Source organism: Vibrio sp. YT-19(2023) (assembly GCF_033337395.1).
Window position 1 is genome coordinate 48,353 of record NZ_JAWOQN010000021.1, and the last position, 23,005, is coordinate 71,357.

General features: G+C 44.3%; 20 protein-coding genes. 9 read left to right on the top strand and 11 right to left on the bottom strand.

What is annotated here, in order from left to right; translation table 11 throughout:
- The first annotated feature begins 14 nt into the window (after positions 1-14).
- Complete coding sequence (gene phaC, locus R7E78_RS16140; RefSeq protein WP_318058054.1) at positions 15-1,790, top strand: class I poly(R)-hydroxyalkanoic acid synthase; 1,776 nt, start codon at positions 15-17, stop codon at positions 1,788-1,790.
- Between the two features lie 170 nt (positions 1,791-1,960).
- On the opposite strand, the gene R7E78_RS16145 is transcribed toward phaC, so the two are convergent.
- The 6 genes from R7E78_RS16145 to napF form a co-directional block, all read right to left on the bottom strand.
- Positions 1,961-2,095 (bottom strand): TIGR02808 family protein, encoded by a 135-nt coding sequence (locus R7E78_RS16145; protein ID WP_005373546.1) that lies wholly within the window; start codon positions 2,093-2,095, stop codon positions 1,961-1,963.
- 11 nt (positions 2,096-2,106) lie between these two features.
- On the bottom strand, positions 2,107-2,685 hold the full coding sequence (locus R7E78_RS16150; protein ID WP_005373542.1) for a NapC/NirT family cytochrome c: 579 nt from the start codon (positions 2,683-2,685) through the stop codon (positions 2,107-2,109).
- 28 nt (positions 2,686-2,713) lie between these two features.
- The gene (locus R7E78_RS16155) at positions 2,714-3,169 is read right to left on the bottom strand and encodes a nitrate reductase cytochrome c-type subunit (RefSeq protein ID WP_005389061.1); all 456 of its coding nucleotides are present in this window, start codon (positions 3,167-3,169) and stop codon (positions 2,714-2,716) included.
- Between the two features lie 78 nt (positions 3,170-3,247).
- A complete protein-coding gene (gene napA / locus R7E78_RS16160) occupies positions 3,248-5,737 on the bottom strand; it encodes a periplasmic nitrate reductase subunit alpha (RefSeq protein ID WP_005389060.1) in 2,490 nt (829 codons plus the stop codon).
- On the bottom strand, positions 5,734-6,042 hold the full coding sequence (locus R7E78_RS16165; RefSeq protein WP_005373535.1) for a chaperone NapD: 309 nt from the start codon (positions 6,040-6,042) through the stop codon (positions 5,734-5,736). The genes napA and R7E78_RS16165 overlap by 4 nt, the downstream gene beginning before the upstream one ends.
- 47 nt (positions 6,043-6,089) lie before the next feature.
- On the bottom strand, positions 6,090-6,575 hold the full coding sequence (napF, locus tag R7E78_RS16170; RefSeq protein WP_318058055.1) for a ferredoxin-type protein NapF: 486 nt from the start codon (positions 6,573-6,575) through the stop codon (positions 6,090-6,092).
- A 247-nt stretch (positions 6,576-6,822) separates the two neighbouring features.
- Here napF and narQ point away from each other — a divergent pair, with 247 nt between their 5' ends.
- The gene (gene narQ, locus R7E78_RS16175; RefSeq protein WP_025998659.1) at positions 6,823-8,559 is read left to right on the top strand and encodes a nitrate/nitrite two-component system sensor histidine kinase NarQ; all 1,737 of its coding nucleotides are present in this window, start codon (positions 6,823-6,825) and stop codon (positions 8,557-8,559) included.
- 4 nt (positions 8,560-8,563) lie between these two features.
- Entirely contained in the window at positions 8,564-9,178 is a 615-nt protein-coding gene (locus tag R7E78_RS16180) for a response regulator (protein ID WP_031777156.1), read from the top strand.
- Positions 9,179-9,268: 90 nt separating this feature from the next.
- Here R7E78_RS16180 and R7E78_RS16185 read toward each other — a convergent pair whose 3' ends face one another.
- Positions 9,269-9,442 carry a hypothetical protein gene (locus R7E78_RS16185; RefSeq protein ID WP_005373524.1) on the bottom strand — a complete coding sequence of 58 codons (174 nt, stop codon included), beginning with the start codon at positions 9,440-9,442 and terminating at the stop codon, positions 9,269-9,271.
- A gap of 261 nt (positions 9,443-9,703) precedes the next feature.
- Between R7E78_RS16185 and R7E78_RS16190 the strand changes: the two genes are divergently transcribed.
- Together R7E78_RS16190 and pepT are read left to right on the top strand one after the other, a co-directional pair.
- Positions 9,704-10,567 (top strand): DUF6279 family lipoprotein, encoded by an 864-nt coding sequence (locus tag R7E78_RS16190; RefSeq protein WP_047101217.1) that lies wholly within the window; start codon positions 9,704-9,706, stop codon positions 10,565-10,567.
- Positions 10,568-10,737: 170 nt separating this feature from the next.
- Positions 10,738-11,967, top strand: a complete 1,230-nt coding sequence (pepT, locus tag R7E78_RS16195) for a peptidase T (protein WP_047101219.1) — start codon at positions 10,738-10,740, stop codon at positions 11,965-11,967.
- Between the two features lie 82 nt (positions 11,968-12,049).
- Here pepT and R7E78_RS16200 read toward each other — a convergent pair whose 3' ends face one another.
- On the bottom strand, positions 12,050-12,514 hold the full coding sequence (locus R7E78_RS16200) for a dCMP deaminase family protein (RefSeq protein ID WP_005373515.1): 465 nt from the start codon (positions 12,512-12,514) through the stop codon (positions 12,050-12,052).
- A gap of 419 nt (positions 12,515-12,933) precedes the next feature.
- Between R7E78_RS16200 and vmeY the strand changes: the two genes are divergently transcribed.
- Both vmeY and vmeZ read left to right on the top strand, forming a co-directional pair.
- A complete protein-coding gene (vmeY, locus tag R7E78_RS16205) occupies positions 12,934-14,061 on the top strand; it encodes a multidrug efflux RND transporter periplasmic adaptor subunit VmeY (RefSeq protein WP_017635193.1) in 1,128 nt (375 codons plus the stop codon).
- An 8-nt stretch (positions 14,062-14,069) separates the two neighbouring features.
- The gene (gene vmeZ, locus R7E78_RS16210) at positions 14,070-17,222 is read left to right on the top strand and encodes a multidrug efflux RND transporter permease subunit VmeZ (protein ID WP_318058056.1); all 3,153 of its coding nucleotides are present in this window, start codon (positions 14,070-14,072) and stop codon (positions 17,220-17,222) included.
- A gap of 89 nt (positions 17,223-17,311) precedes the next feature.
- On the opposite strand, the gene R7E78_RS16215 is transcribed toward vmeZ, so the two are convergent.
- Together R7E78_RS16215 and arfB are read right to left on the bottom strand one after the other, a co-directional pair.
- Positions 17,312-19,081, bottom strand: a complete 1,770-nt coding sequence (locus tag R7E78_RS16215; RefSeq protein WP_025767924.1) for a methyl-accepting chemotaxis protein — start codon at positions 19,079-19,081, stop codon at positions 17,312-17,314.
- 100 nt (positions 19,082-19,181) lie between these two features.
- On the bottom strand, positions 19,182-19,595 hold the full coding sequence (gene arfB, locus R7E78_RS16220; protein ID WP_005389036.1) for an alternative ribosome rescue aminoacyl-tRNA hydrolase ArfB: 414 nt from the start codon (positions 19,593-19,595) through the stop codon (positions 19,182-19,184).
- A gap of 76 nt (positions 19,596-19,671) precedes the next feature.
- Between arfB and R7E78_RS16225 the strand changes: the two genes are divergently transcribed.
- Entirely contained in the window at positions 19,672-20,274 is a 603-nt protein-coding gene (locus tag R7E78_RS16225) for a beta-phosphoglucomutase family hydrolase (protein WP_017819896.1), read from the top strand.
- Positions 20,275-20,362: 88 nt separating this feature from the next.
- On the opposite strand, the gene R7E78_RS16230 is transcribed toward R7E78_RS16225, so the two are convergent.
- A complete protein-coding gene (locus R7E78_RS16230) occupies positions 20,363-21,355 on the bottom strand; it encodes an OmpA family protein (RefSeq protein WP_017819897.1) in 993 nt (330 codons plus the stop codon).
- Between the two features lie 458 nt (positions 21,356-21,813).
- Here R7E78_RS16230 and aroG point away from each other — a divergent pair, with 458 nt between their 5' ends.
- Positions 21,814-22,866: a 3-deoxy-7-phosphoheptulonate synthase AroG gene (gene aroG / locus R7E78_RS16235; protein WP_005389030.1), complete on the top strand. Its 1,053-nt coding sequence runs from the start codon at positions 21,814-21,816 to the stop codon at positions 22,864-22,866.
- Positions 22,867-23,005: the final 139 nt, after the last annotated feature.

Consider the following 23,005-nt stretch of genomic DNA (forward strand, 5'->3'; position numbering starts at 1 on the left):
ATAGGAGTAAGACTATGTTTCAACACTTCTTTTCGGACTATCTTGTGAAGCTTCAGGAAACCAATCATCAGTGGTGGCATGATTTCGAAGTGAACAAGGCAGTCGTGAACTCTCCTTTAAACCAGGCCATGCAAGAAGTGAACTTTGAGGATACTGCCAAACTGTTCGAACAAGCTGCGAATCAGCCTGCTGCGATTTTAAAGCTGCAAGCACAGTGGTGGGAACAGCAGCTGCAAATTTGGCAGAATGTTGTATTGGCAGGGAACCAAGCACAAATCGTCGAAGCTGAAAAAGGGGATAAGCGTTTCTCAAACGAAGCGTGGCAAAATGAAGCCATGTATAGCTTCATCAAACAATCCTACCTTTTATTTAGTAAGACCTATCTGGACACCATCGAGTCTTTGGAAGGCTTAGATGAAAAGACGAAAGAACGTATTATTTTTTTCTCTCGCCAAGCCATTAACGCCCTTTCTCCTTCCAACTTCATCGCCACTAACCCAGAGCTTTTGAAGCTGACACTTGAGCAAAACGGTCAAAACTTACTGGCAGGCTTAGAGCAGTTGAAAGAAGACGTTGAGTCGAGCGCAGACATTTTAAAAATTCGTATGACGAATAACAATGCATTCCGCGTGGGCGATGACGTTGCGACGACACAGGGCAATGTGGTTTTTCAAAACGAATTGTTTGAGTTGATTCAATATCGACCTCTAACAGAGAAAGTGAATGCGACGCCGCTGCTCATAGTCCCACCTTTCATCAATAAATACTACATCCTTGATTTAACGGCAAAGAACTCAATGGTTCGATGGTTGTTAGAGCAGGGGCACAGTGTATTTATGATGTCTTGGCGCAATCCAGGCAAGGCACAAGCGCACATAGAGTTTGGTGACTACGTGACAGAAGGCGTGGCGAAAGCCGTCGCTGCAATTGAAGATATAACAGGACAAGAGCAAATCAATGCGGCTGGTTATTGTATTGGTGGTACTGTTTTAGCAAGCACGGTTGCGTACTACGCTGCAAAACGTATGAAGAAGCGCATTAAGTCTGCCACTTTCTTCACCACGTTGCTCGACTTCTCTCAACCAGGTGAAGTCGGCGCGTATATCAATGACACCATTGTTAGTGCAATTGAAGCGCAAAATAACGCAAAAGGGTATATGGACGGCCGTTCCTTAAGCGTGACGTTTAGTTTACTGCGTGAAAACAGCTTGTACTGGAACTACTACGTAGACAACTACTTGAAAGGCAATAGCCCAGTCGATTTTGACTTGTTGTACTGGAATAGTGACAGCACCAACGTCAGCGCTGCATCTCACAATTTCTTGCTTCGCGAGCTCTATTTAGAGAACAAGCTAGTGCAAGATAAAGGCGTCAAAATTGGTGGAGTGTGGATTGATCTAAATAAGATCAAAATTCCTAGCTATTTTGTGTCAACGAAAGAAGACCATATTGCGTTATGGCAGGGAACTTACCGTGGTGCGCTGAACACGGGTGGCAACAAAACATTTGTCCTCGGTGAGTCTGGTCATATTGCGGGCATCGTGAACCCTCCAGCTAAAAATAAGTATGGTTATTGGTTGAACGATAATTTGGATGACTCTGCTGATGAGTGGTTGAATAACGCGGAACACAAAGAGGGATCGTGGTGGACACACTGGAACGAGTGGTTACTCCAATTCAACCCTAAAGAGCAAGTTGAGCCTTTCCCTATTGGCTCAGAAAACCATCCGGTTATTGATGAAGCGCCAGGACAATACGTCAAACAGGTTCTGCCAGTAAAAGAATCTTAAATAACTCCCTATAGCAGTAAATCTTAGCGGCCTTTATGGTCGCTTTTTTTATGTATGATTGCTTGTTTATGGTTGGCAAGTACCATTGAGCAATAAATAAAAAGCGCCGAGCATTTGCTCGGCGCTCAGTGTCAACAAATAGGCTAGTTGACGAGTAGAGATGCGTTACGTTACACCTCTTTATCCTTACCAAATGACAGCAGCCAGAGAGAGATTGCTGCTACCGCCACAAAGCCGGAAAGAATAATCACTGGCATAGCACTGTAGCCAAGGATATGCCAAATTACAGATTCTAATGTACTCATGGTAAGTCTCCTTAGTGCCAGCCTTCAACGCCGCTCATGTCTGGTAGTTTGTGCGCAATACCTTTGTGACAGTCTACACATGTTTTCTCGCCTGAAGCTAGAGCGGTGGAGTGTTGTTCTGCCGCACGTGATCCTTGCTGAGAGTAATCCATGAAATCAAACTCATGACAGTTACGACATTCAAGAGAGTCATTCTTCTTCATACGTGCCCACTCTCGCTCTGCGAGGTGGCCACGACGCTCTTGGAACTTCTCTGGCGTATCGATCGTCTTCGTTACGAAGTGTGCAAATAGCTCTTTAGATGCCTGTACTTTACGAACGATCTTATCCGTCCATTCATGAGGAACGTGACAGTCTGAACAAATCGCACGAACACCAGATCGGTTGGAGTAGTGAATTGTTTCTTGAATTTCAGCAACGATCGGCGCGTGACAGCCAGAACAGAATTCTTCTGTGTTGGTTGCTTCCATACCTGTGTTGAATGCGCCCCAAAATAGAAGGCCACCAGCGAAGCCTAGAAATAAAACCACACCAGCGGCAGCTTTACTCGGGCTCGACAGTCTCTTCCAAAACGCTTTAAGTATTTTCATAAGTAACCTCTTAGTACTCGCGTTTCAATTACTGAAGCGAATCGACTGCCTTAAACTCGTTTTCCACTAGTGGTTTTGCATCCGTTTGTGGAACGTGACATTGCAAACAGAAGTAACGACGTGGAGACATATCTGCCAGTACCGCATCTTCTCTGTTTACATAGTGCGTTACGCTAATTTTAGTCGCACCTGACTCTTTTGCATTTTTCCAGCTATGGCATGCAAGACACTTGTTAGCATTTAACGAAATTTCGTAGTGACGAATACTGTGTGGGATCAACGGTGGTTGATAAACATAGCTGTCTTCAACAATTTGATCTTTAGGGAAGTCTTTGAACTCGTCTGCTGGACGCGTATCTTCCAATTGAGACATTCCACGTAAAGATTCTAGACCACCAATACCACCAGGATTATCCAACTCAGCTTGCGCAATGCCTGTCACTAACGCACCTACAGATAAAACTGCGACAAGTAATTTTTTCATCATTTCATCTCCGCCTTTATGGCTTAAATTCTTTATTAGGCCGCCATAATGACGGCCGTAGCATTCAGTATCTGAAGGTTAAGCAATCTTAGTGATTTTGACTGGGCACTTCTTAAAGTCTGTCTGTTTAGACAGTGGATCAGTCGCATCTAGGATAAGCTTGTTAATCAAAATACGTGCATCAAAGAACGGTACGAATACCAAGCCTTTTGGCGGACGGTTACGACCGCGAGTTTCAACACGAACGCGTACTTCACCGCGTTTGTTTGCCATGAGTACTTCTTCACCACGACGAACATTGCGTGCTTTTGCGTCTTCTGGGTGCATGTAACACACTGCGTCTGGTACTGCTTTGTATAATTCAGGTACACGACGAGTCATGGTGCCTGTGTGCCAATGCTCAAGAACACGACCAGTACATAACCACATATCAAATTCATCGTTCGGTACTTCTGGTGGCGCTTCGTATGGCGCGGAAATGATCTTCGCTTTGCCATCAGCATTGCCGTAGAAGTCCCAACCAGAACCTTCTTTCGCGTATGGGTCTGAACCTTCTTTAAAGCGCCACTGTGTTTCCTTACCATCAACAACAGGCCAACGTAGACCACGTACTTGGTGGTAGCGGTCGTATGGAGCCAAATCATGACCGTGACCACGGCCAAATGTTGCGTATTCCTCAAACAGACCTTTTTGAACATAGAAACCGAAGTGGTGAGCATCGTCATTCAGTTCACGAGCTTCTTCGATAGGGAATTTGTCGACGTTACCATTGCGGTAAAGTACGTCGTACATTGTTTTACCACGGTATTGAGGCGCTTTCGCTAGAAGCTCTTCAGGCCACACTTCTTCCATTTTGAAGCGTTTCGAGAACTCCATTAGCTGCCACAGGTCGGATTTTGCTTGACCGACTGTGCCCACTTGTTGGTACCAAGCTTGGGTACGACGCTCTGCGTTACCGTAAGCACCTTCTTTTTCAATCCACATAGCGGTAGGAAGAATAAGGTCTGCTGCTTGTGCTGTTGCTGTCGGGTATGGGTCAGACACAACGATGAAGTTTTCTGGGTTGCGGTAACCTGGAAGACGCTCTGTGTTGATGTTTGGACCGGCTTGCATGTTGTTGTTACATTGAACCCAGTAACAGTTCAGAACGCCGTCATTCAGCATACGGTCTTGCAATACGGCGTGGAAGCCAGGTTTTGGTGGAATCGTACCTTCTGGCAGTTTCCAGATGTCTTCTGCAATCTTACGGTGTTTAGGGTTAGCAACCACCATGTCCGCTGGTAGGCGGTGAGCAAACGTACCAACCTCACGAGCGGTACCACATGCTGATGGTTGGCCCGTTAGTGAGAATGGGCTGTTCCCCGGAGTCGAGATCTTACCGGTTAGTAGGTGGATGTTGTAAACCAAGTTATTCATCCATACACCACGAGTATGCTGGTTCATACCCATCGTCCATAGAGACATCACTTTCGTGTTTGGATCCGCGTATTGCTTCGCAAGCTCGATAAGCTTCTCTTTCTCAACACCAGAGATTTCAGATGCTTTTTCTACTGTGTATGGCGCTACTGATTTCTTGTACTCTTCGAATGAGATAGAAGTGAGTTTGCCAGAGTTCGGGTTCTTCGCTGCTTTTTGTAGCGGATCATCGTCACGTAGACCGTAGCCGATGTCAGTGTCTGCTTGAGTGAAGTTCGTGTGTTTGTTCACGAAGTCCCAGTTTACTGCATCGTTTTCGATGATGTAGTTTGCGATGAAGTTAGCAATTGCAAGGTCAGACTGAGGATTGAAAATGTAGCCGTGGTCTGCCAACTCAAATGAACGATGGTAGTAAGTAGAAAGCACGTTCACTTTAACGTGAGGGTGGCTTAGGCGGCGGTCAGTAATGCGAGTCCATAGAACCGGGTGCATCTCTGCCATGTTTGAGCCCCAAAGAACGAAAGCGTCTGCGTTCTCAAAGTCATCGTAACAACCCATTGGCTCATCGATACCGAATGCGCGCATGAAACCTACAACGGCAGAAGCCATACAGTGGCGAGCGTTTGGATCAATGTTGTTTGATCGGAAGCCTGCTTTCATTAACTTTGATGCAGCGTAGCCTTCCATTACTGTCCATTGGCCTGAGCCAAACATACCTACGCTTGTTGGGCCTTTTTTCTCGAGGGAAGCTTTCCATTTCTCAGCCATGATGTCGAAAGCGTCATCCCAAGAGATAGGTGTAAATTCACCATCTTTGTGGAATTTGCCATCTTTCATTCGTAGCATCGGTTGAGTTAGACGGTCTTGACCGTACATGATCTTAGAAAGGAAGTAACCTTTGATGCAGTTCAGACCTTTGTTTACTGGTGCTTCTGGGTCACCCTGTGTTGCTACCACTTTGCCGTTTTGAGTGCCAACAAGAACAGAACAGCCTGTACCACAGAAACGACAAGGTGCTTTGTCCCATGTGATTTTGGTTTGATCAGAGCTTGCAATCAGGTTGGCTGCAGATGCTGGTAGTGTCACACCTGCGACAGCAGCAGCTGATGCAGCCGCGTTTGCTTTCACAAACGCACGTCTTGTCATTTTCATACTTCACCCTCGATTTGGGAATGTTGTGTTCCAGTGTCTTCTTCATCCGTTTCTTCAAGCCCAGTTTCGATTTGGTGATAAACCAATACCGTGCTTAAGACGTTCGGTAAATTGTTAATGGCATCGATAGTGTCTGTGATGAAACCTTGGTTCTCAGTTTCAAGTACGACGATAATCTTGCCTTCAGGACTGTCACCATAGATTTCCGCATTTTCGTGTGCTTCTATCTTTTGTTTGATTTCGTCCAAATGTTCCGGCAGCACATGTACTACCAAACTTGAAATATGCACTTCATTTAGTGACATATAGCTCTCTCATTTATTTTTATTGCCTTTGGCCGACGACATTCGGCTTAGGCTGTTGTATTGCTCACATTGATGGATGAAGTCGGGCACACTGAAACACAGGCGCCGCAGCCGTTACACTCATCAAGGTCTAAATTGGGTTGTGCTACTTTCCCCAGTTCTAATTTGAACTGAATCGCCATCGGGTCGCACATATCCCCACAGCTTCGGCATTCGACATTTTGTTTTGCTAAGCAGTTATCGTTGATACTTGCTTTTGCTTGCCAAGGTTGTTCTGTTTCTGGCAAGAAAAGGGGCTCAGGACAGGCGTTTGCACATTGATAGCAAAATGTGCATTCATCGATGGAAAAATCGACCGAGGGGAATCCGCCATCACTTTTGGTTATAATCTTTGTTTCACAGGCCTCAATGCATTTACCGCAGCGAGTGCAATCGTCCGTAAACTGTTGCGGTTTAGTTAACCAAGGCAAACGTACGACGTTGTCGGGGGGCGCTTTTCTTGCAAAGAGTCTTCTTCTGGAAAGGTCTACCACTTAGTCACCTCGAAACTTGGAACCCAAACTAAGCATAGTCCACAATTTTCATTAATAAACTGTCATTTAAACTAACGAAATTGTAGTTTTTGACATATTTGTATAAATACCTCTTAGGGGGTAAATGGTATGCAATATTGTTTTGGATCAATAAATTCCGTCGCAGGTGATCACATATTGATAAAGTTGAAAGGTAATGGGTTCATTGCACGTACAAATAGGATTGTTAATGGGCGAGGAACTCAGATTGTTTAAAAATGTGAAAAAGTCGGTGACGCGCACGATTGCGTCCGCAATGCTTCTTATTTTGCTGCTCTCAGTTGCTACGACTGGTTTTGCGATTTTTACGTTAGCGTCCAGTTTGAACGATGCTGAAGCCGTCAATGTTGCTGGCTCGATGCGAATGCAAAGCTACCGTCTAGCGAATGATATTCAGGTTAAATCTGTTGACTATTCTTCACATATTGACGCATTTGAAAATTCGATATATTCACCTTCAATGAAAGCGCTTCAGCATTGGTCTGTGCCTGAAGACATCACTCACGATTACTACCGCCTTATTATCAGATGGCATGAACTCAAGGCGGTGCTTAGAGGAGACAACCCGGCAGAATATCAACTCCTAGTGGCCGGTTTTGTTGAACAAATCGATGAGTTTGTATTTAAGCTGCAAAGCTTTTCGGAGCAAAAACTGATTAACTTAGCCTGGATCGGCGGGTTAGGGTTGGGTGGCATCCTTTGTGTCAGTATGTTTGTCGTTCATTTTGTGCGCCTCGAAGTTGTTCGGCCTCTGCGTGCCTTAGTTTTTGCTAGCGAGCAAATTAAAAATCGCTCATTCAATATATCGCTCAATGTATCCAGCGATAATGAAATGGGAATACTGACTCGAACCTTTAACCGGATGGCGACAGACCTTGGTAAGTTGTACCGAGGATTAGAACAAGCGGTTGATGAGAAAACACGTAAATTGCAGCATGCCAACCAGTCTTTAGAAGTGCTGTACGACTCGTCAAAAGAACTCACGGCGTCGCGTATTAATCAAGACAATTTCCAGGCGATTTTGCAGCATATCGTCAGTCTTGAGGGCATTAAAGCGGTCAAACTTGAAATCGAGCAGCTAGGAGAACCGAGCTGGATATTGATGGAAGGAGAAGAATGCTGCCAAGATTGTGATGAAGATTGCCACGGTAAAGCCCTGATGCTAGATGGTGAGCACTTGGGCTATTTATATTGGAAAGCAGGGTTACCTTGTCCGAACGAGGCTCTTATTGACAACTTCGTGCAGATTTTATCACGCGCCGTGTATTACAATCGGGCGCAGCGCCAAGCAGAACAAATTCTGCTGATGGAAGAGCGAGCCACTATTGCTCGGGAGTTGCATGATTCATTGGCTCAAGCACTCTCTTACTTAAAAATTCAGGTCGCTTTGTTAAAGAGAAGCGTAAAGAACTTGCCTGACGAAAAGGCGATCGCGCAGGCTAATCAAGTTATTGCTGAGCTAGATACGGGCTTATCTGCCGCGTATACGCAGTTACGCGAGTTACTGACGACGTTTCGTCTTACGATTAAAGAGGGCAGTTTTGGCCAAGCATTGCAAGACATGGTTGAAACGCTCAGTGAACAAACTGCTGCGGACATTACGCTAAAAAATAGACTTTCATCAACTGAACTGGATGCACATCAGCAGGTTCATTTACTACAGTTGATAAGAGAAGCGGCAATTAATGCAATCAAACATGCGCAAGCAGATAATATTCACATTCAATGTCTCGATAATGATGGAAAAGTCACAGTAACCGTTAGCGACGATGGAATAGGCTTTGAACATCAAGACGAAAAATTAAATCATTACGGTATGAGTATCATGCAAGAGCGGGCCGCTAGACTGCATGCCGATCTGCACATCGAAGCATCGATAAACAAAGGTTGTACCGTAAAATTAGAATTCCAACATAGTAAGGAAGTAAACAGTGACAGTGTGTAAAGTAATGCTGGTGGATGATCATCCACTCATGCGAAGAGGTATCCACCAGCTTTTAAGCTTTGAGCCTGAGTTTGAGGTCATTGCAGAAGCAAGTAATGGCGCGGATGCAGTAGCGAAAGCGCATGAGCTAGAACTGGATCTTGTACTTCTTGATCTTAATATGAAAGGCATGTCTGGCCTTGATACTTTGCAAGCACTGCGTGCAGATGGCTGTGAAGCCAGAATTGTCATTCTAACCGTTTCAGATAGCCCAGCAGATATAGAAGCAATAGTTCGAAGTGGTGCCGATGGCTATTTATTGAAAGACACTGAGCCTGATGAGTTGGTTGAGTTGCTAAAACAAGCGCATCAAGGGGACAAGGCATACAGCCAAGAAGTTTCTAAGTATTTGAGTGAACGCTCAGAGCAAGAGGACGTGTTTGATACACTGACCGATCGTGAATCTCAGATCTTAAGAGAGGTGGCAAGAGGTTTCCGCAACAAGCAAATTGCCGATCGTCTTTTTATCTCTGAGTCTACGGTTAAAGTACATATGAAGAGTTTACTTAAAAAGCTTCAAGTTCCTTCTCGTACTGCAGCAACCGTCCTTTATCTTGAGCGCTTTGGCGACATCAAATAACATTGTTGGATTTGAATCTGTAATAATAAATAAAATCAAACAGTTATATTGATTCTGACGAATAAAAAAACCGCCTGTTAGGCGGTTTTTTTACTTGTCTGGGCGAATAGAGTACAAGTCACTGTTGTGCTTACCACACTCCAAATAGTACTGATAAGCCACTTTTTTGCTTTCAGCAATGACTCTCATGCAGTGCATTTTCCCCTGTTCAAAATATCGAATCTCATATTCTACACTGGTATCAAGTTGCTCAGCGGCTGCCATACTTCGCCTCCATAAACCATCCAAAAAACATCCATGCAAATTATATGCCGTTATAGGGAGCGTCGTTCGGTACGTTTTTTAGCCGATAATTGCGCTCTAACTCACTTTTTTGCGGATAGCTGTGATCAAAAAGTTAATTTCAAACTCTATATATTATTAAGGTGGCAATCAATATTTGTCACACTGGTGTAAGTTTGCCGCAATACTAAGTGATACAGGTTGAGTATAGAACTTAATCAACAGAAAAGGGAATACGAATAAGTGACTAAATTAAAGGGTGTATCTAATAAGGCGCTTCGTTATGGTCTTCTATTTTGCTTCGTATTTCTGCTTGCCGGTTGTGCGAAAAAGTTTTTATACAGCAATATCGATTGGTTCGTGCTCGATTACTTAGAGGACTATGTCTCGTTGCAAGGGGAACAAGAAGTCCTGGTGGAAGAGCGCTTATTATTGTTGGCAGACTGGCACAAGAAAGAGGAGTTACCATTATATATCGAACATTTAAAAGACCTTGAGAGATTAAAAGCGAGCGATATCACCTTAAATTACTTACAACAAAATCGAGATAGAATGCGAGCGCATTACGATAGAGTGGTAAGCAAAGCAGCACCAGATCTTTTTGCGTTAAGTTTGCAATTAACGAAAGAGCAAGAACGCGAGTTTTTGAGTAATGTACAAGAACATTATCAAGAGCGAAACGCAAAATATGCCGATAAGACAGAAGACGAAGTGCGTGAAATTATTCTGGATAACACTGAAGAGTGGATGGAAGAATGGCTAGGGAATCTATCAGGAAATCAGCGTCAATTAGCTCAAAGATTTTCTCAGCAAGTTATTTTAAACAGCCCTTTATGGAGAGATTATCGAGCCACGGTATATCAAGAGCTCGAATACTTGTTCGACAACAAATCTAATGTTGTGACTTATCAAGATATATTTATGCGACTCTTGTTCGAGCCAGAGAGTTATTATAGTGAGCAGCTTTCTCTGAATATTGATTCTAACTTTGCATTGGTTGATCAACTGACATTAGATGTTTCTCGTTCGATGACCGATAAGCAATGGCGTCATTTTCGTGAAAAGGTTAAAGAGTGGCGAGTACTGGCTGAGGAACTTTTAGATTAAATTCATACTTCAATGAGCGAAAGCAAAGCGCAAAAGCCTTTCTTATCAAAAAATGATTCAAAGCAAATTCTTATTGAGCTAAGAGCGTAACATAGCGTGAGGTTTGATGAGGCAACGTCAGCTTATCAATGCGTGATAATGCCTCATCGTACAAAACAATGAGAATAAATATGAAACATTTAGTTGAAAGATTTCTTCGATACGTCACGTTTGATACCCAATCCAATCCACATGTGACGCTTTGCCCAAGTTCACCTGGTCAGCTTGTGTTTGCTGAGTTACTTAAAAAAGAGATGATCGAGCTTGGTTTAAGTGACGTGACTTTGGATAAAAATGGCTACTTGATGGCTAAACTGCCAGCCAATGTTGATTGTGAGGTTCCTCCTATCGGCTTCATTGCCCATATGGATACCGCGCCGGATGCATTTGGCAAAAACGTAAAGCCGCAATTCATCGAAGATTACCAGGGTGGCGATATTGCATTAGGGTTGGGGGATGAAGTGTTATCTCCCGTGCAATACCCTGATTTACATCACCTACATGGCCACAATCTTATTACTACCGATGGCACTACATTACTTGGCGCGGATAACAAAGCCGGTATCGCAGAGATTCTTTCCGCGGTAGCTCTGCTACTGGAAAACCCAGACATTCCACACGGCGACATTTGTATCGGCTTTACTCCGGATGAAGAAATCGGTCGTGGTGCAGATTTGTTTGATGTTAAAAAATTTGGCGCGAAATGGGCATACACTATAGATGGTGGCCCGCAAGGTGAATTGGAATACGAAAACTTTAATGCAGCAAACGCTGATGTAATTTTTCATGGTGTTAGCGTTCATCCAGGTACTGCAAAAGGCAAAATGGTCAATGCGATGAACTTGGCTGCGAAATTTCAAGTTCAAATGCCCCAAGATCAAACTCCGGAAACAACCGAAGGTTACGAAGGGTTCTTCCATCTAAAATCGGCAGAAATGGGCGTTGCACGAAGCGAGCTAGGTTACATTATTAGAGACTTTGACCGTCAAAGACTTGAGGATCGAAAAGCCTTTATGCAGAAACTCGTCGATGAAATGAACACGGGTTTACGCCATGGTTCTGTAGAGCTAAAAATAAAAGACAGCTATTACAATATGAGAGAAATGGTTGAGCCTTACCCTCATATCATTGAGCTGGCAAAGCAAGCGATGGAAGCGTGTGATGTGGAACCGATTATAAAACCTATTCGTGGTGGTACAGATGGTGCTCGTTTATCTTTTATGGGTTTGCCGTGCCCGAATATCTTCACCGGTGGTTTTAACTTCCACGGAATTCATGAGTTTATTTCTGTTGAAATGATGGAAAAATCAGTACTCGTTATTGTCAAAATTGCTGAGCTCACAGCGAAAAAACACAGTTAAAAGACTACGTCGAGACCTCTTGCAGATTTAATAACAAAATAGCCCAGATCTTCCTGGGCTATTTAAATATTAAGATGGAATACTAGCGCACGTCTTTGTCTTCAATTTCAATGTCTTCTAGTGGTAACCAGTCGACTTTCACACCCGCTTGATCGAACATATCTTGACTGACTTGGATTTTATCTCCCCAGCGAGATAAAAAGTCTTCAGACTGCTCAGGGCAGTGTACGTGTGAGATCCCTGTTTGAATGATCTTTGCCGCGCAGTTAGGGCAAGGAAAATGCGTTACCCAAATATCACATCCGTCTAAGTCACGTTTTGAGAACAAAATTGCGTTCTCTTCCGCGTGCAGTGTTTTAAGGTATTTCAACTCGCGCTCATCGGTGTCGACACTGTCAGAAACACCATGCGGATAGCCATTAAATCCAACAGATACAATGCGATTCTGTTTAGTAATAACGGCACCGACTTGTGTTGATGGGTCCTTACTCCAAGACGCCACTAGTTCTGCCATCTGGTAAAAGCGTTTCGCCCATTTAGAAATCATAGTCATCCTCTCTGTCGAAGGCGTTGAATTAATTGAATGATAACCCATTTATATTAAAAAAATAGTCAAAATCGGGGTCTTGAGTATGAAGGCGTCACTTTTTACCTTTTTAGCCACAAAACGTTCTTATCTTGAGCACTGAATCTCACTTTACGCCCGAATACAATACTCCCGTTAGTGTTTCCAAGCACACGCTAAAATTCGCGATCTCCTAAGGCGTATATTAAATAGTTATGATTGAGTTGTATGTATATTGCTCATTGAATACCACTGTTAACTAAATTACTTTATTTTCCTTTTGTTTCTCATGTTTACATTTAGAAACACCTTGGGCGCTTTTCAGTGAAGTTTTCAGTGGCAGCAAGGAGTAAGGTTGATAGGAATTCAACAATATCCTGTTCTATAAAGACGGTAAATACATGCAAAAGAAACCACTTGTCGCACTAATGGCGGCTACAGCAATCCTCGCTGGATGCGGGGAAGCTAATAATGCCCAAACGAAAGGTCAAGCGCCTCTCGTAGTGACTCAGGATGTCACGGTTATCGACTACCAACCGAGCAAGTCTTATATCGGTCGCATTGAAGCAGTAGAAGATACCAATATTACCGCGCAGATTTCTGGCTACTTAAAAGCTCGTCACTTTGAAGAGGGGCAAATGGTAGAAAAAGGGCAGCTCCTTTACTCTATCGAGCCATCTTCTTTTGAAGCCCAAGTCGCGAGTGCTAAAGCCGCACTTGCACAAGCTAAAGCGGCGCTAAAAAAAGCCGAATTAGATCATACTCGAGGTAAAAACTTGTTGCCTCGCGGTAGTATCTCTCAATCTGAGTTTGATGCTTTAACTGCGGCACTTCTTGGTGCGAGAGCAGAGCTAGAAGCGGCAAATGCTCAACTTAAACTTGCTGAAGTTAACCTTTCCTATACTCAAATCCGAGCACCTTTTAGCGGACGTATTAGTGATACCAAAGTTAGTACGGGTGATCTGGTTTCTCCGTCATCTGGCGTGCTGACAACTCTGGTGAGTTTAGATCCAGTTCATACCTCATTTAGTGTGAGTGAGCGTGAGCGTTTAGCTATGGGTATGGATCAAGTAAAAGGTGATGGCTCGGCTGAATCAAACCGCGTTGAAGTTCAGCTTGAACTGGAAAATGGACAGTTTTTTGAGCATCTTGGTAAGCTTGATTTCTTAGGTAATCGTATTGACACCAAAACGGGTACGATTGCTATGCGCGCGCTAGTGCCAAACCCAGAGCAGAAGTTACTTCCGGGTCAACACATCAAAGTGAACTTGAGAGATAAGAACACGAAAGACGTTATTGTTATCCCACGACGTGCCGTACAGACTGACTTAGAAGGTGACTTTGTGATGGTGATGGCTGAGGGAAGTGTGGCAGAGCGTCGTAACGTCGAGCTTGGCCCTCAGGTTGAACAAGGCATTATCATTCGAGAAGGGCTCGATCAGGAAGATACGGTTATTACACAAGGCCTACAACGTGTGCGTAATGGTGTAGAAGTGCGCCTTCAAGCACCTGCTGAAGATAAGCAGTAGGGGGCACTATGTTAAGTCGTTTCTTTATTCAGAGACCTAAATTCGCGCTGGTTATTTCGATCATATTAACGCTAGCCGGCGCGATCTCACTGGCGATTTTGCCAGTGGCTGAGTATCCACAGATAAGCCCGCCATCAGTAAGCGTTTCGGCTTACTACACTGGCGCGAGTGCGGAAGTTGTCGAGCAGGCCATTGCGGACCCCATAGAGACCTCAGTCAACGGCGTTGAGGATATGATATACATGTCTTCAAAGAGCGCGAACGATGGCTCTTACAGCCTAAACGTCACGTTCGATGTTGGCACCGATCCAGATATGGCGCAAGTTAACGTGCAAAACCGCGTGTCACAGATTGAGTCAAAACTGCCTCAAGAAGTTCGCATGGTTGGTGTGACGGTGAAAAAGCGTTCACCTGACCTGCTGATGGTACTTAACTTCTATTCACCTGATGGCAAATACGATGATCAGTTCTTGATTAACTACATTAACTTGAATGTAAAAGATCAGTTGGCTCGTGCGAAAGGTATCAGTGAAGTTAACGTGATTGGTGGTGGCGAATACGCAATGCGTGTTTGGTTAGATCCTGAAAAAATGGCCAACCTTAAGCTAACCACGTCAGACGTATACGCCGCTTTGGCTGAACAGAACGTTCAAGTTGCGGCAGGGCGTGTAGGTGCAGCACCATACAACAATCCGCAAGAAGTTCAGTTTAACCTTGTGACCAAAGGTCGCTTGGAAAGCGTGAGTGAGTTTGAGAACGTAGTCCTTCGAGCTAATCCCAATGGCTCTACGGTTTATCTGAAAGATGTTGCTCGCGTTGAACTAGGCAAAAAGTTCTACGATGGTATCGGTAAGTTCCGTGGCCAGGACGCGTCAATCGTTGCGTTGTCTCTTCAATCGGATGCGAATGCGTTAGAAAGTGGTCAGGCCGTCATGGAGCTCCTTGAGGGCTTGAGCAAAAACTTCCCAGAGGGAATGGAATACGAGACCAGCTACGATACAACCGTGTTCGTATCTGAATCGATCAAAGGGGTAGTAAAAACACTGATTGAAGCGATTCTATTGGTGATTGCTGTAACTTACTTGTTCTTGGGTAGTGCGCGTGCAACGTTGATTCCTGTTGTCGCGATCCCCGTTTCTCTGATTGGTACGTTTGCCATCATGCAGGCAACGGGCTTCACCATTAATACGGTTACTTTGTTTGGCTTGATCCTTGCGATTGGTATCGTGGTGGATGATGCGATTCTGGTTATCGAAAACGTCGATACTACCATGGCGAAAGACCCAACTATTTCACCGCGTAAAGCGACGTTGCTAGCGATGAAAGAAGTAACGGGCCCAATCATCACGTCGACCTTGGTCCTACTTGCGGTATTCATACCTGTTGCCATGCTGCCAGGTATCACCGGTATCATGTATCGCCAGTTCGCTTTGACCATCTGTATTTCGGTTGTGATTTCATCCATCAATGCATTGACGCTGTCTCCAGCACTTTGTTCCCTGGTATTGAAGCAGGGTGGGGGCAATACCGCTAACTGGTTCCAGGCTTTCAACCGAGGCTTAGAGCGCATTACTACGCGTTATGGCCAGATCGCTGGTTTCTTGGTGAAGAAGTCTTTACTGCTCGTGACGTTCTTTATAGTTGCTATCGCAGCGGTCACTTTCTTTGCGAAAACCACCTCTACAGCGTTTGTTCCTCAAGAAGATAAAGGCATTTTGCTGGTTAACGTACAGCTACCAGATTCAGCCTCTTTATCACGTACTGAAGAAGTCACCAATGATTTAATGAAAATGATCGGTGAAGAACCTGGTGTGGATGGTGTGACGGTTGCGAACGGTTACTCGTTTATGACAGGCGCAGCAGCATCAAACGGTGCTTCTGTATTTATCAAATTGCATGACTGGGATACTCGTAACTCGCTGCAAGGAGAGCACTCTGCTAATGCTATCGCGGCACGTATTAACGGGCGAGCGGCGACAGAGTTACCTCAAGCGGTTGTTTTTGCGATGGGACCACCGGCGGTTCCAGGTATGGGCGCTGCGTCTGGTTTTGAGTTTGTGCTTGAAGACACGCTAGGGCGAAGTCGTACCGACTTGTCGATGGTCATGGGAGAAATGATCCAAGCGGCTAACCAAGCGCCTGAAATTGCCTACACGTTTAGCACGTTCCGCGCGAATGTTCCGCACTACTACGTTGATATCGATCGTGAGAAAGCGCAGCAATTAGGTATTTCGCTGTCGTCTATTTTCCAAACCTTGCAAGGCAACTTAGGTTCGCTTTATGTGAATGACTTCACCATGTTTGGTAAGAACTTCCGCGTAACCATGCAAGCTGATAGCCAGCACCGTAGCAGCATGGAAGATCTAGAGCGTTTCCATGTTCGTTCTTCGAACGGTGATATGGTCCCGTTAAGTACGCTAGTGAGCTACGAGCAAGTGTTTGAGCCTGATGTGGCGTGGCGTTACAACATGTACCGCAGTGCTATCATTCAAGGCCAACCAGCTCCGGGTTACTCTAGTGGTGATGCGATTGCAGCAATGGAACGCGTTGCTGCTGAAGTTCTTCCGCAAGGGTACACGTATGAATGGACAGGTATGGCTTATCAGGAAGTGCTTGCGGGTAACCAAGCCATTTATGCGTTTGCGCTGGCTTTGATCTTCATTTACTTGTTTATGGTGGCTCAGTATGAGAGTTGGAGTATTCCACTGGCTATTATTTTGGTGGTCCCAGTAGCAACGTTAGGTTCCTTCCTTGCGTTGAATCTAACTGGCACGCCGCTTAACTTGTATGCCCAAATTGGTCTTGTCTTGCTCATAGCCTTGGCGGCGAAAAACGCAATTTTGATTGTGGAGTTCGCCAAGCAAGAGCGTGAAGAAAAAGATGCTGATATCGATAGTGCAGCGGTTAAAGGAGGCACGTTACGTTTCCGCGCTGTGAATATGACCTCTTGGTCATTTATCCTGGGTATCTTCCCGCTTATCTTTGCCGCTGGCGCGGGGCACGTGAGTCAAAACTCACTCGGCGTGTCGCTGATTGGTGGTCTATTGTGTGTGCTTCTAGCAGGTACATTCTTGATCCCAGGCTTCTACGCTCTGGTGCAAAGACAGCGTGAGAAAGTTCATGGCGGCAACACCAAGCTGGTTCCTCTTGATGATGAGTAATCACATCCGAAGTGCGCAGCAAGCACGAAGTGACAATTGAAAAAAAGCCCGAAGCGATGATTGCCTCGGGCTTTCTATTTTGAAAAGGGTTATTTTAGCGCAGTTTTGAATTGTGCAACGGCTTCATCCATATCATGAGCTTGAGCAGAGACAGAGTTCACTTCGTGCAAGCATTCCTGAGCGGATTGCATGTTATTCTCAGATATTGCGTTTAGCTCGGTGATTGAACCGCTAACTTGGTTCATAACGATACCTTGTTCTTCAATTGCTGAAGCTATGCGCTCCGAATTACCTTGAATTGAATGCATGTCAGTGATGATCTGCTGTAGGCTAGAATCCAGTTTTTCAGAAGCATTAAGTGTTTGTTGCCCTTGATCGTTACATTGATCAATATCAGCAACAACTGTAGACATTTGAGTTTGAATGTCTGCAACGACCCGCGTGATTTCCTCTGTGGATTGATGAGTTCGGCTAGCTAGGGCGCGTACTTCATCGGCGACAACTGCAAACCCGCGGCCTTGTTCGCCTGCTCGCGCGGCTTCAATTGCTGCGTTGAGAGCTAGTAGGTTGGTTTGCTCTGCTATTTCTTGGATGATGTTCACGGCACCACCAATTTTATCTACATGCTGATTCAGCGAGCCAATCGACTGCTGGCTGTTTGATAAAATCGTGGTTAGTTGACCGATGTTGGTTACCGTCGCCTCAACAACTCCTCGACCTTGTTCGGCATTATTCGCTGCCTGATGTACGCCTTCTACCGCAACTGATGTGCTTTCAGAGATTTCACCTATTGTGGCAACCATTTGCTGAACTGCCGTCGCCATTGATGCAGTGTGGTCAGTTTGAGTGTGGAATTGCTCCATAACGCCTTCTAACTCACGATGCATATTATCGGTACTTGCAGTGAGTTGCGCCGATTTTTCTTGGGTACTACTAATTAGATGCTCAAGCTTATCCAATAGGTCATTGAGGTGATGACTGATATCAAATAGCTCGTCTTGACCTTTCAAATCAGATCGAAGTCCCATGTTGTTCGTTTCGCTGATACTTCGAATGGTGCCAAGTAAGCTATTCACTCGCGTATTGATTGAACGTGAAATTTGCCAAATCAATGCGAAAATAACGACTAAGATCAGAGCTGTAATGACCTGCTTGATGGTCGACATTTGTTCATCACGTTGTGCGGCAGCAGAGCTAAGGGCTGTGGAAAAGGTTTCAAATTGCTCTTCTACGGCATGAGATAATGCGCGAGTTTCACCGAGTAGGCCTTTGTCATAAGCAACCCCAACAACTTGCTTTTGGGCCGCCAATTGCTTACCTGTTTTGATAAGCTCAGGAGCATATTGCCCCTCAAGCAAGTCACTATTGAATAGTCCTGCTTTTACCGCAGAGTCAAAACGGACTAATGCCAATAACTGCTGGTGGTCTGAACGTTGTTTTGCTTCTAATAGTGCTTGTTCGTAACCAGCGAGAAGCCCACTCTTTGAATCAAGCCCGTATCGTTGGTAAGCGCTGACCAGATTCTGAAAGCCCCTTTGGTATGCGAGCAAGTCTTGCTTAAATTGTTGACTGGAAGGTAATTCATTACTCTTGAGTATGTTCGCAAGCTCTTTTTCTGTGTCTATAAACTTGTCAACATTGGCGTCAAACTTATTTAGATATTTGTCATTACTACGTAGTAGGAAATCTTTTTCATTTCTGCGTAAGTTGAGTAAGCGTATTTCTAGATCACCAACGAGTTTGATGGCGTGATTAAGGTCATTGCTCTTATTTTCAAAATGGGATGACGTACCCAAAAGGGCCACGATGCCTAAAATGGCGATAACTCCGAGGAAGTAGAGTTTTTGCCTAATAGTCATATTGTTGTTTCCTGAATAAGTAACTAAAAAGAGAAATCCAATGAGATTTCCAAGGGCTAGCAAACGTTGTTCAACTAACATGTCGAGAAAACGACATGCACTAATACAGCACTTTTTTACGTTGCTGTTTTTTCGCTCCGTGCTTGTTTTTTGTATCAAGTCGTCGGCGTTGAGAAGCGCGGGTTGGTTTCGTTTTAATACGCTTCTTCTCCTGTAAAGCGGCAGCTTTTATCAATGCTTGAAGCCGATTTAGGGCGTCTTCCTTATTTTGTTCTTGTGTCCGAAATTGTTGCGCTTTGATGATGATCACGCCATCTTTACTTATACGACTATCAGAAAGTGCAAGTAATCGCTCTTTGTAAAAGTCAGGTAAGCTGGAATTCCGGATATCAAAGCGCAGGTGTATAGCGGACGCTACCTTGTTAACGTTCTGGCCACCATTTCCTTGAGCTCTAATTGGGGATAATTGAATTTCCCACTCTTGAATTGTGACGGAGTTCGAAATTTTGAGCATGATAAGTAAATGCCGGTAAGGACGATTGAAAGAGCTGATAAATTAACATTACAGATGCACAAATAGAAGAAAAGACATGAGCACGATTGATTTTAGACCCTATGAGGGATTCATATTTGATATGGATGGTACTCTAATCGATACCATGCCAGCCCACTTGGCAGCTTGGCAAGCAACTGCTGAGCGTTTTGATTTTCCGTTTTGCCAGGAATGGTTTCACAGTTTGGGAGGGATGCCGAGCTTTAAAATTGTTGAGGAACTAAATCGTGTGCATGAGCTTTCGTTAGATCCTAAAACTGTCGCGACATTTAAAATGGAAACATTCGCTGCTATGGAGCTTCATGGTGACGTTATTCCTTGTACGAACATCGTGTTAGAGGAATATTTAGGCCATAAGAAAATTGCAGTCGGGACTGGCAGCCAACGAGAAAGTGCCATGCGCTTATTAAGTCATGCAGGTTTATTAGACAAGTTGGATGTTGTAGTAACCGCGAGTGATGTAGAGAACCATAAACCCTTTCCAGATACCTTTTTGGTGGCCGCGGAACAACTCGACTTGGAGGCGTCACAGTGTCTTGTGTTCGAGGATACTGAGTTGGGGAAGCGAGCGGCGCATGCAGCTGGTATGGATTGCGTTATGGTGCAAGATAATGAGTTGATCTTTTTCCCAAAACCATAGTGGCAATATCCCTTAATATGAGATCAAAATGGGGTGCAAATGCACCCCATTAATTTTTACCACATCATCGATCATGAATCATAGATGCTTATTCTGGTTGAACTAGCTCTTGGTATTCAAATGAAGGTACCACAACTTCTACGCGACGGTTTTTCTCACGACCTTCGCGAGTGCTGTTGTCAGCAACTGGGTTTTCTTCACCCATACCTTTAACTGTCAAACGATCTGAACCAATGCCAGCTGCGGTTAGGTAATCAGCAACAGATTGAGCACGACGCTCAGACAGTTTTTGGTTGTATGCCGCAGGGCCTGAGCTATCCGTGTAACCAGTAATCTCTACTTGAGCTTGAGGATATTCGTTCAAGAATGAAACAAAGTTGTCCAGACGTTCAGAAACGGACTCTGTTAACTTAGCACTATCGAATTCAAACGTACCTGTACCGTACTCTTCTTTGTGCACCTTGCTCATCATCACTGGTTCTGGATCTGGCTCGATCACTTCTTCCGTTACAACTGCTGCAACAACTGGAGCTGCTGCAAATTTGTAGTTAACACCGATACCAAAGAAGTTAGCATCCATGTCGTCCCACACGTCGTCAGACATGTCTTGGTAGCGTTGGTATTCAGCGCGAACACTCCAGTTTCTATCGATCGAGTATTCAGCCCCCAAAGAACCTGTTGGGACAAAGTCTGTTTCGTCATCAGACATCATGTAAGCACCACCGATCTTAGCAAACAGATTCCAAGAGTCGTTTAAGTGCCAGTTGAATTTAGGTGCAAGTGTTAAAGCCGTTAGATTGCCGTCAATCGTATTAACCGTGTTAGCCCCTGACATCGAGTTAGCTTTGTAGTCGCCTAAGAAGTCTACGCCGTACTCTAGCCCAATGATATCGGTAAAGTCATAACCGATATGTAGTCCTGCACCGAACGCTTCATCATCACAAGGGCTATTTAGATAGCAAGCGTCGTCAAGTGTAGTCATGCCCACTTTGCCCCCGATGTACATTTCAGCTTGAGCAGAGTTTAAAAGCGCGCTACTACCAGCTACCACTGCTGCTACTGCAATTGCTACTTTGTTCATAATGTTTCCTTGTATTGATTGCATATTAACTTCTACTTCGTTTTATCAAAAAATTAGAAAAAACCAGCGTTTATAAGAAATTAGTTTAATATTCTAATCATTTCATATCAAGCAACAATATATTTGAACTTGATCAACATTTACTACCCAAAAATACCTCACAAACTTCTGATATTTCTTACATTGTAGTAAAGATTTTTTGGTGCATAAGAAAATTGATGATTATTTTGAACTTTTTTCGTAAACTTTACTTTACATTGTGCGTGGTGGTTAACAGGTGGTTTTTATTTGCATTTATTTTCAAAAACTGATTGCAAGTCTACGCCTAAGCCGATAAGTTACTTAAACGCTAGACAGAAAATGACCACAGCCCTTGATGCTGCTCGCTTTGTGAACAATGTTGCAATGAGTTCAGTTGGTAAAAATGGGGTCGGAAATAAAACCAGGAAGTAGAAGTAATGTTTCAAACTGATGATGTAAGAATAAATAGAGTAAAAGAGTTATTGCCACCTGTTGCAGTATTAGAGAAGTTCCCAGCGACTGAAACCGCTTCTTCGACCACTTTTGATTGCCGTAACGCCATTCACAATATTCTTGAAGGAAAAGACGATCGATTACTCGTGATCGTTGGCCCGTGTTCTATTCACGATCCGGCTGCCGCGGTTGAGTACGGTAAAAAGCTAAAAGTACTACGTGATGAACTGGGCGAGCAGCTTGAGGTTGTTATGCGAGTTTATTTTGAAAAGCCGCGTACAACCGTTGGTTGGAAAGGCCTTATCAATGACCCTTACTTAAATGACACCTATAAGCTAAATGATGGTCTACGTATCGGACGTAAACTTCTTCTTGATCTAACCGATATGGGCTTGCCAACGGCAAGTGAATTCTTAGATATGATCACACCTCAGTACGTGGCGGATTTGATCAGTTGGGGCGCTATCGGTGCTCGTACGACAGAATCTCAGGTTCACCGCGAGCTAGCTTCTGGTCTTTCTTGTCCTGTAGGTTTCAAAAACGGTACTGACGGGAATATTAAAATAGCGAGCGACGCGATTCGTTCTGCAAGCGCTTCCCATCACTTCCTTTCAGTAACAAAATACGGTCATTCCGCGATCGTAGAAACCGCTGGTAATCCAGACTGCCATATTATTCTACGTGGCGGTAAAGAACCAAACTACAGTGCAGCACATGTAGCTCAAATTAAAGATGAGCTGGACACTGCAGGTCTGCCGAAAAAAGTGATGATTGATTTTAGCCATGCTAACAGCTCGAAGCAGTTCAAGCGTCAAATGCTGGTGTCTGATGATGTATCCGAGCAAATCTCTGGTGGCGAAGAAGCCATTTTTGGAGTGATGATCGAGTCTCATTTAGTTGAAGGTCGCCAAGACTTAGTGGATGGTAAAGCAGCCACTTATGGTCAGTCGATCACTGATGCATGTATTGGCTGGGAAGACACGGAAACGGTACTTCGTCAGCTTTCTGATGCAGTAAAAGCGCGCCGCAACAAGTAAGCTCAACAGAAAAACTTTATAAAAGCGAAAAGTGAATAGTGAAGAGCCAGAGGTACTATGCCTCTGGCTCTTTTTGTTGAGAATTACTCTCATATCTTTCTATTGTTTCTGCTTTCCTATATGTTATCTGTATACGTTG

Excerpts from the sequence above, each read along its gene's own strand:
- phaC (WP_318058054.1), top strand. The coding sequence starts at position 15 with ATGTTTCAACACTTCTTTTCGGACTATCTTGTGAAGCTTCAGGAAACC.
- R7E78_RS16145 (WP_005373546.1), bottom strand. The coding sequence starts at position 2,095 with ATGAGTACATTAGAATCTGTAATTTGGCATATCCTTGGCTACAGTGCT.
- R7E78_RS16150 (WP_005373542.1), bottom strand. The coding sequence starts at position 2,685 with ATGAAAATACTTAAAGCGTTTTGGAAGAGACTGTCGAGCCCGAGTAAA.
- R7E78_RS16155 (WP_005389061.1), bottom strand. The coding sequence starts at position 3,169 with ATGAAAAAATTACTTGTCGCAGTTTTATCTGTAGGTGCGTTAGTGACA.
- napA (WP_005389060.1), bottom strand. The coding sequence starts at position 5,737 with ATGAAAATGACAAGACGTGCGTTTGTGAAAGCAAACGCGGCTGCATCA.
- R7E78_RS16165 (WP_005373535.1), bottom strand. The coding sequence starts at position 6,042 with ATGTCACTAAATGAAGTGCATATTTCAAGTTTGGTAGTACATGTGCTG.
- R7E78_RS16180 (WP_031777156.1), top strand. The coding sequence starts at position 8,564 with ATGCTGGTGGATGATCATCCACTCATGCGAAGAGGTATCCACCAGCTT.
- R7E78_RS16185 (WP_005373524.1), bottom strand. The coding sequence starts at position 9,442 with ATGGCAGCCGCTGAGCAACTTGATACCAGTGTAGAATATGAGATTCGA.
- pepT (WP_047101219.1), top strand. The coding sequence starts at position 10,738 with ATGAAACATTTAGTTGAAAGATTTCTTCGATACGTCACGTTTGATACC.
- R7E78_RS16200 (WP_005373515.1), bottom strand. The coding sequence starts at position 12,514 with ATGATTTCTAAATGGGCGAAACGCTTTTACCAGATGGCAGAACTAGTG.
- vmeY (WP_017635193.1), top strand. The coding sequence starts at position 12,934 with ATGCAAAAGAAACCACTTGTCGCACTAATGGCGGCTACAGCAATCCTC.
- vmeZ (WP_318058056.1), top strand. The coding sequence starts at position 14,070 with ATGTTAAGTCGTTTCTTTATTCAGAGACCTAAATTCGCGCTGGTTATT.
- R7E78_RS16215 (WP_025767924.1), bottom strand. The coding sequence starts at position 19,081 with ATGACTATTAGGCAAAAACTCTACTTCCTCGGAGTTATCGCCATTTTA.
- arfB (WP_005389036.1), bottom strand. The coding sequence starts at position 19,595 with ATGCTCAAAATTTCGAACTCCGTCACAATTCAAGAGTGGGAAATTCAA.
- R7E78_RS16225 (WP_017819896.1), top strand. The coding sequence starts at position 19,672 with ATGAGCACGATTGATTTTAGACCCTATGAGGGATTCATATTTGATATG.
- R7E78_RS16230 (WP_017819897.1), bottom strand. The coding sequence starts at position 21,355 with ATGAACAAAGTAGCAATTGCAGTAGCAGCAGTGGTAGCTGGTAGTAGC.
- aroG (WP_005389030.1), top strand. The coding sequence starts at position 21,814 with ATGTTTCAAACTGATGATGTAAGAATAAATAGAGTAAAAGAGTTATTG.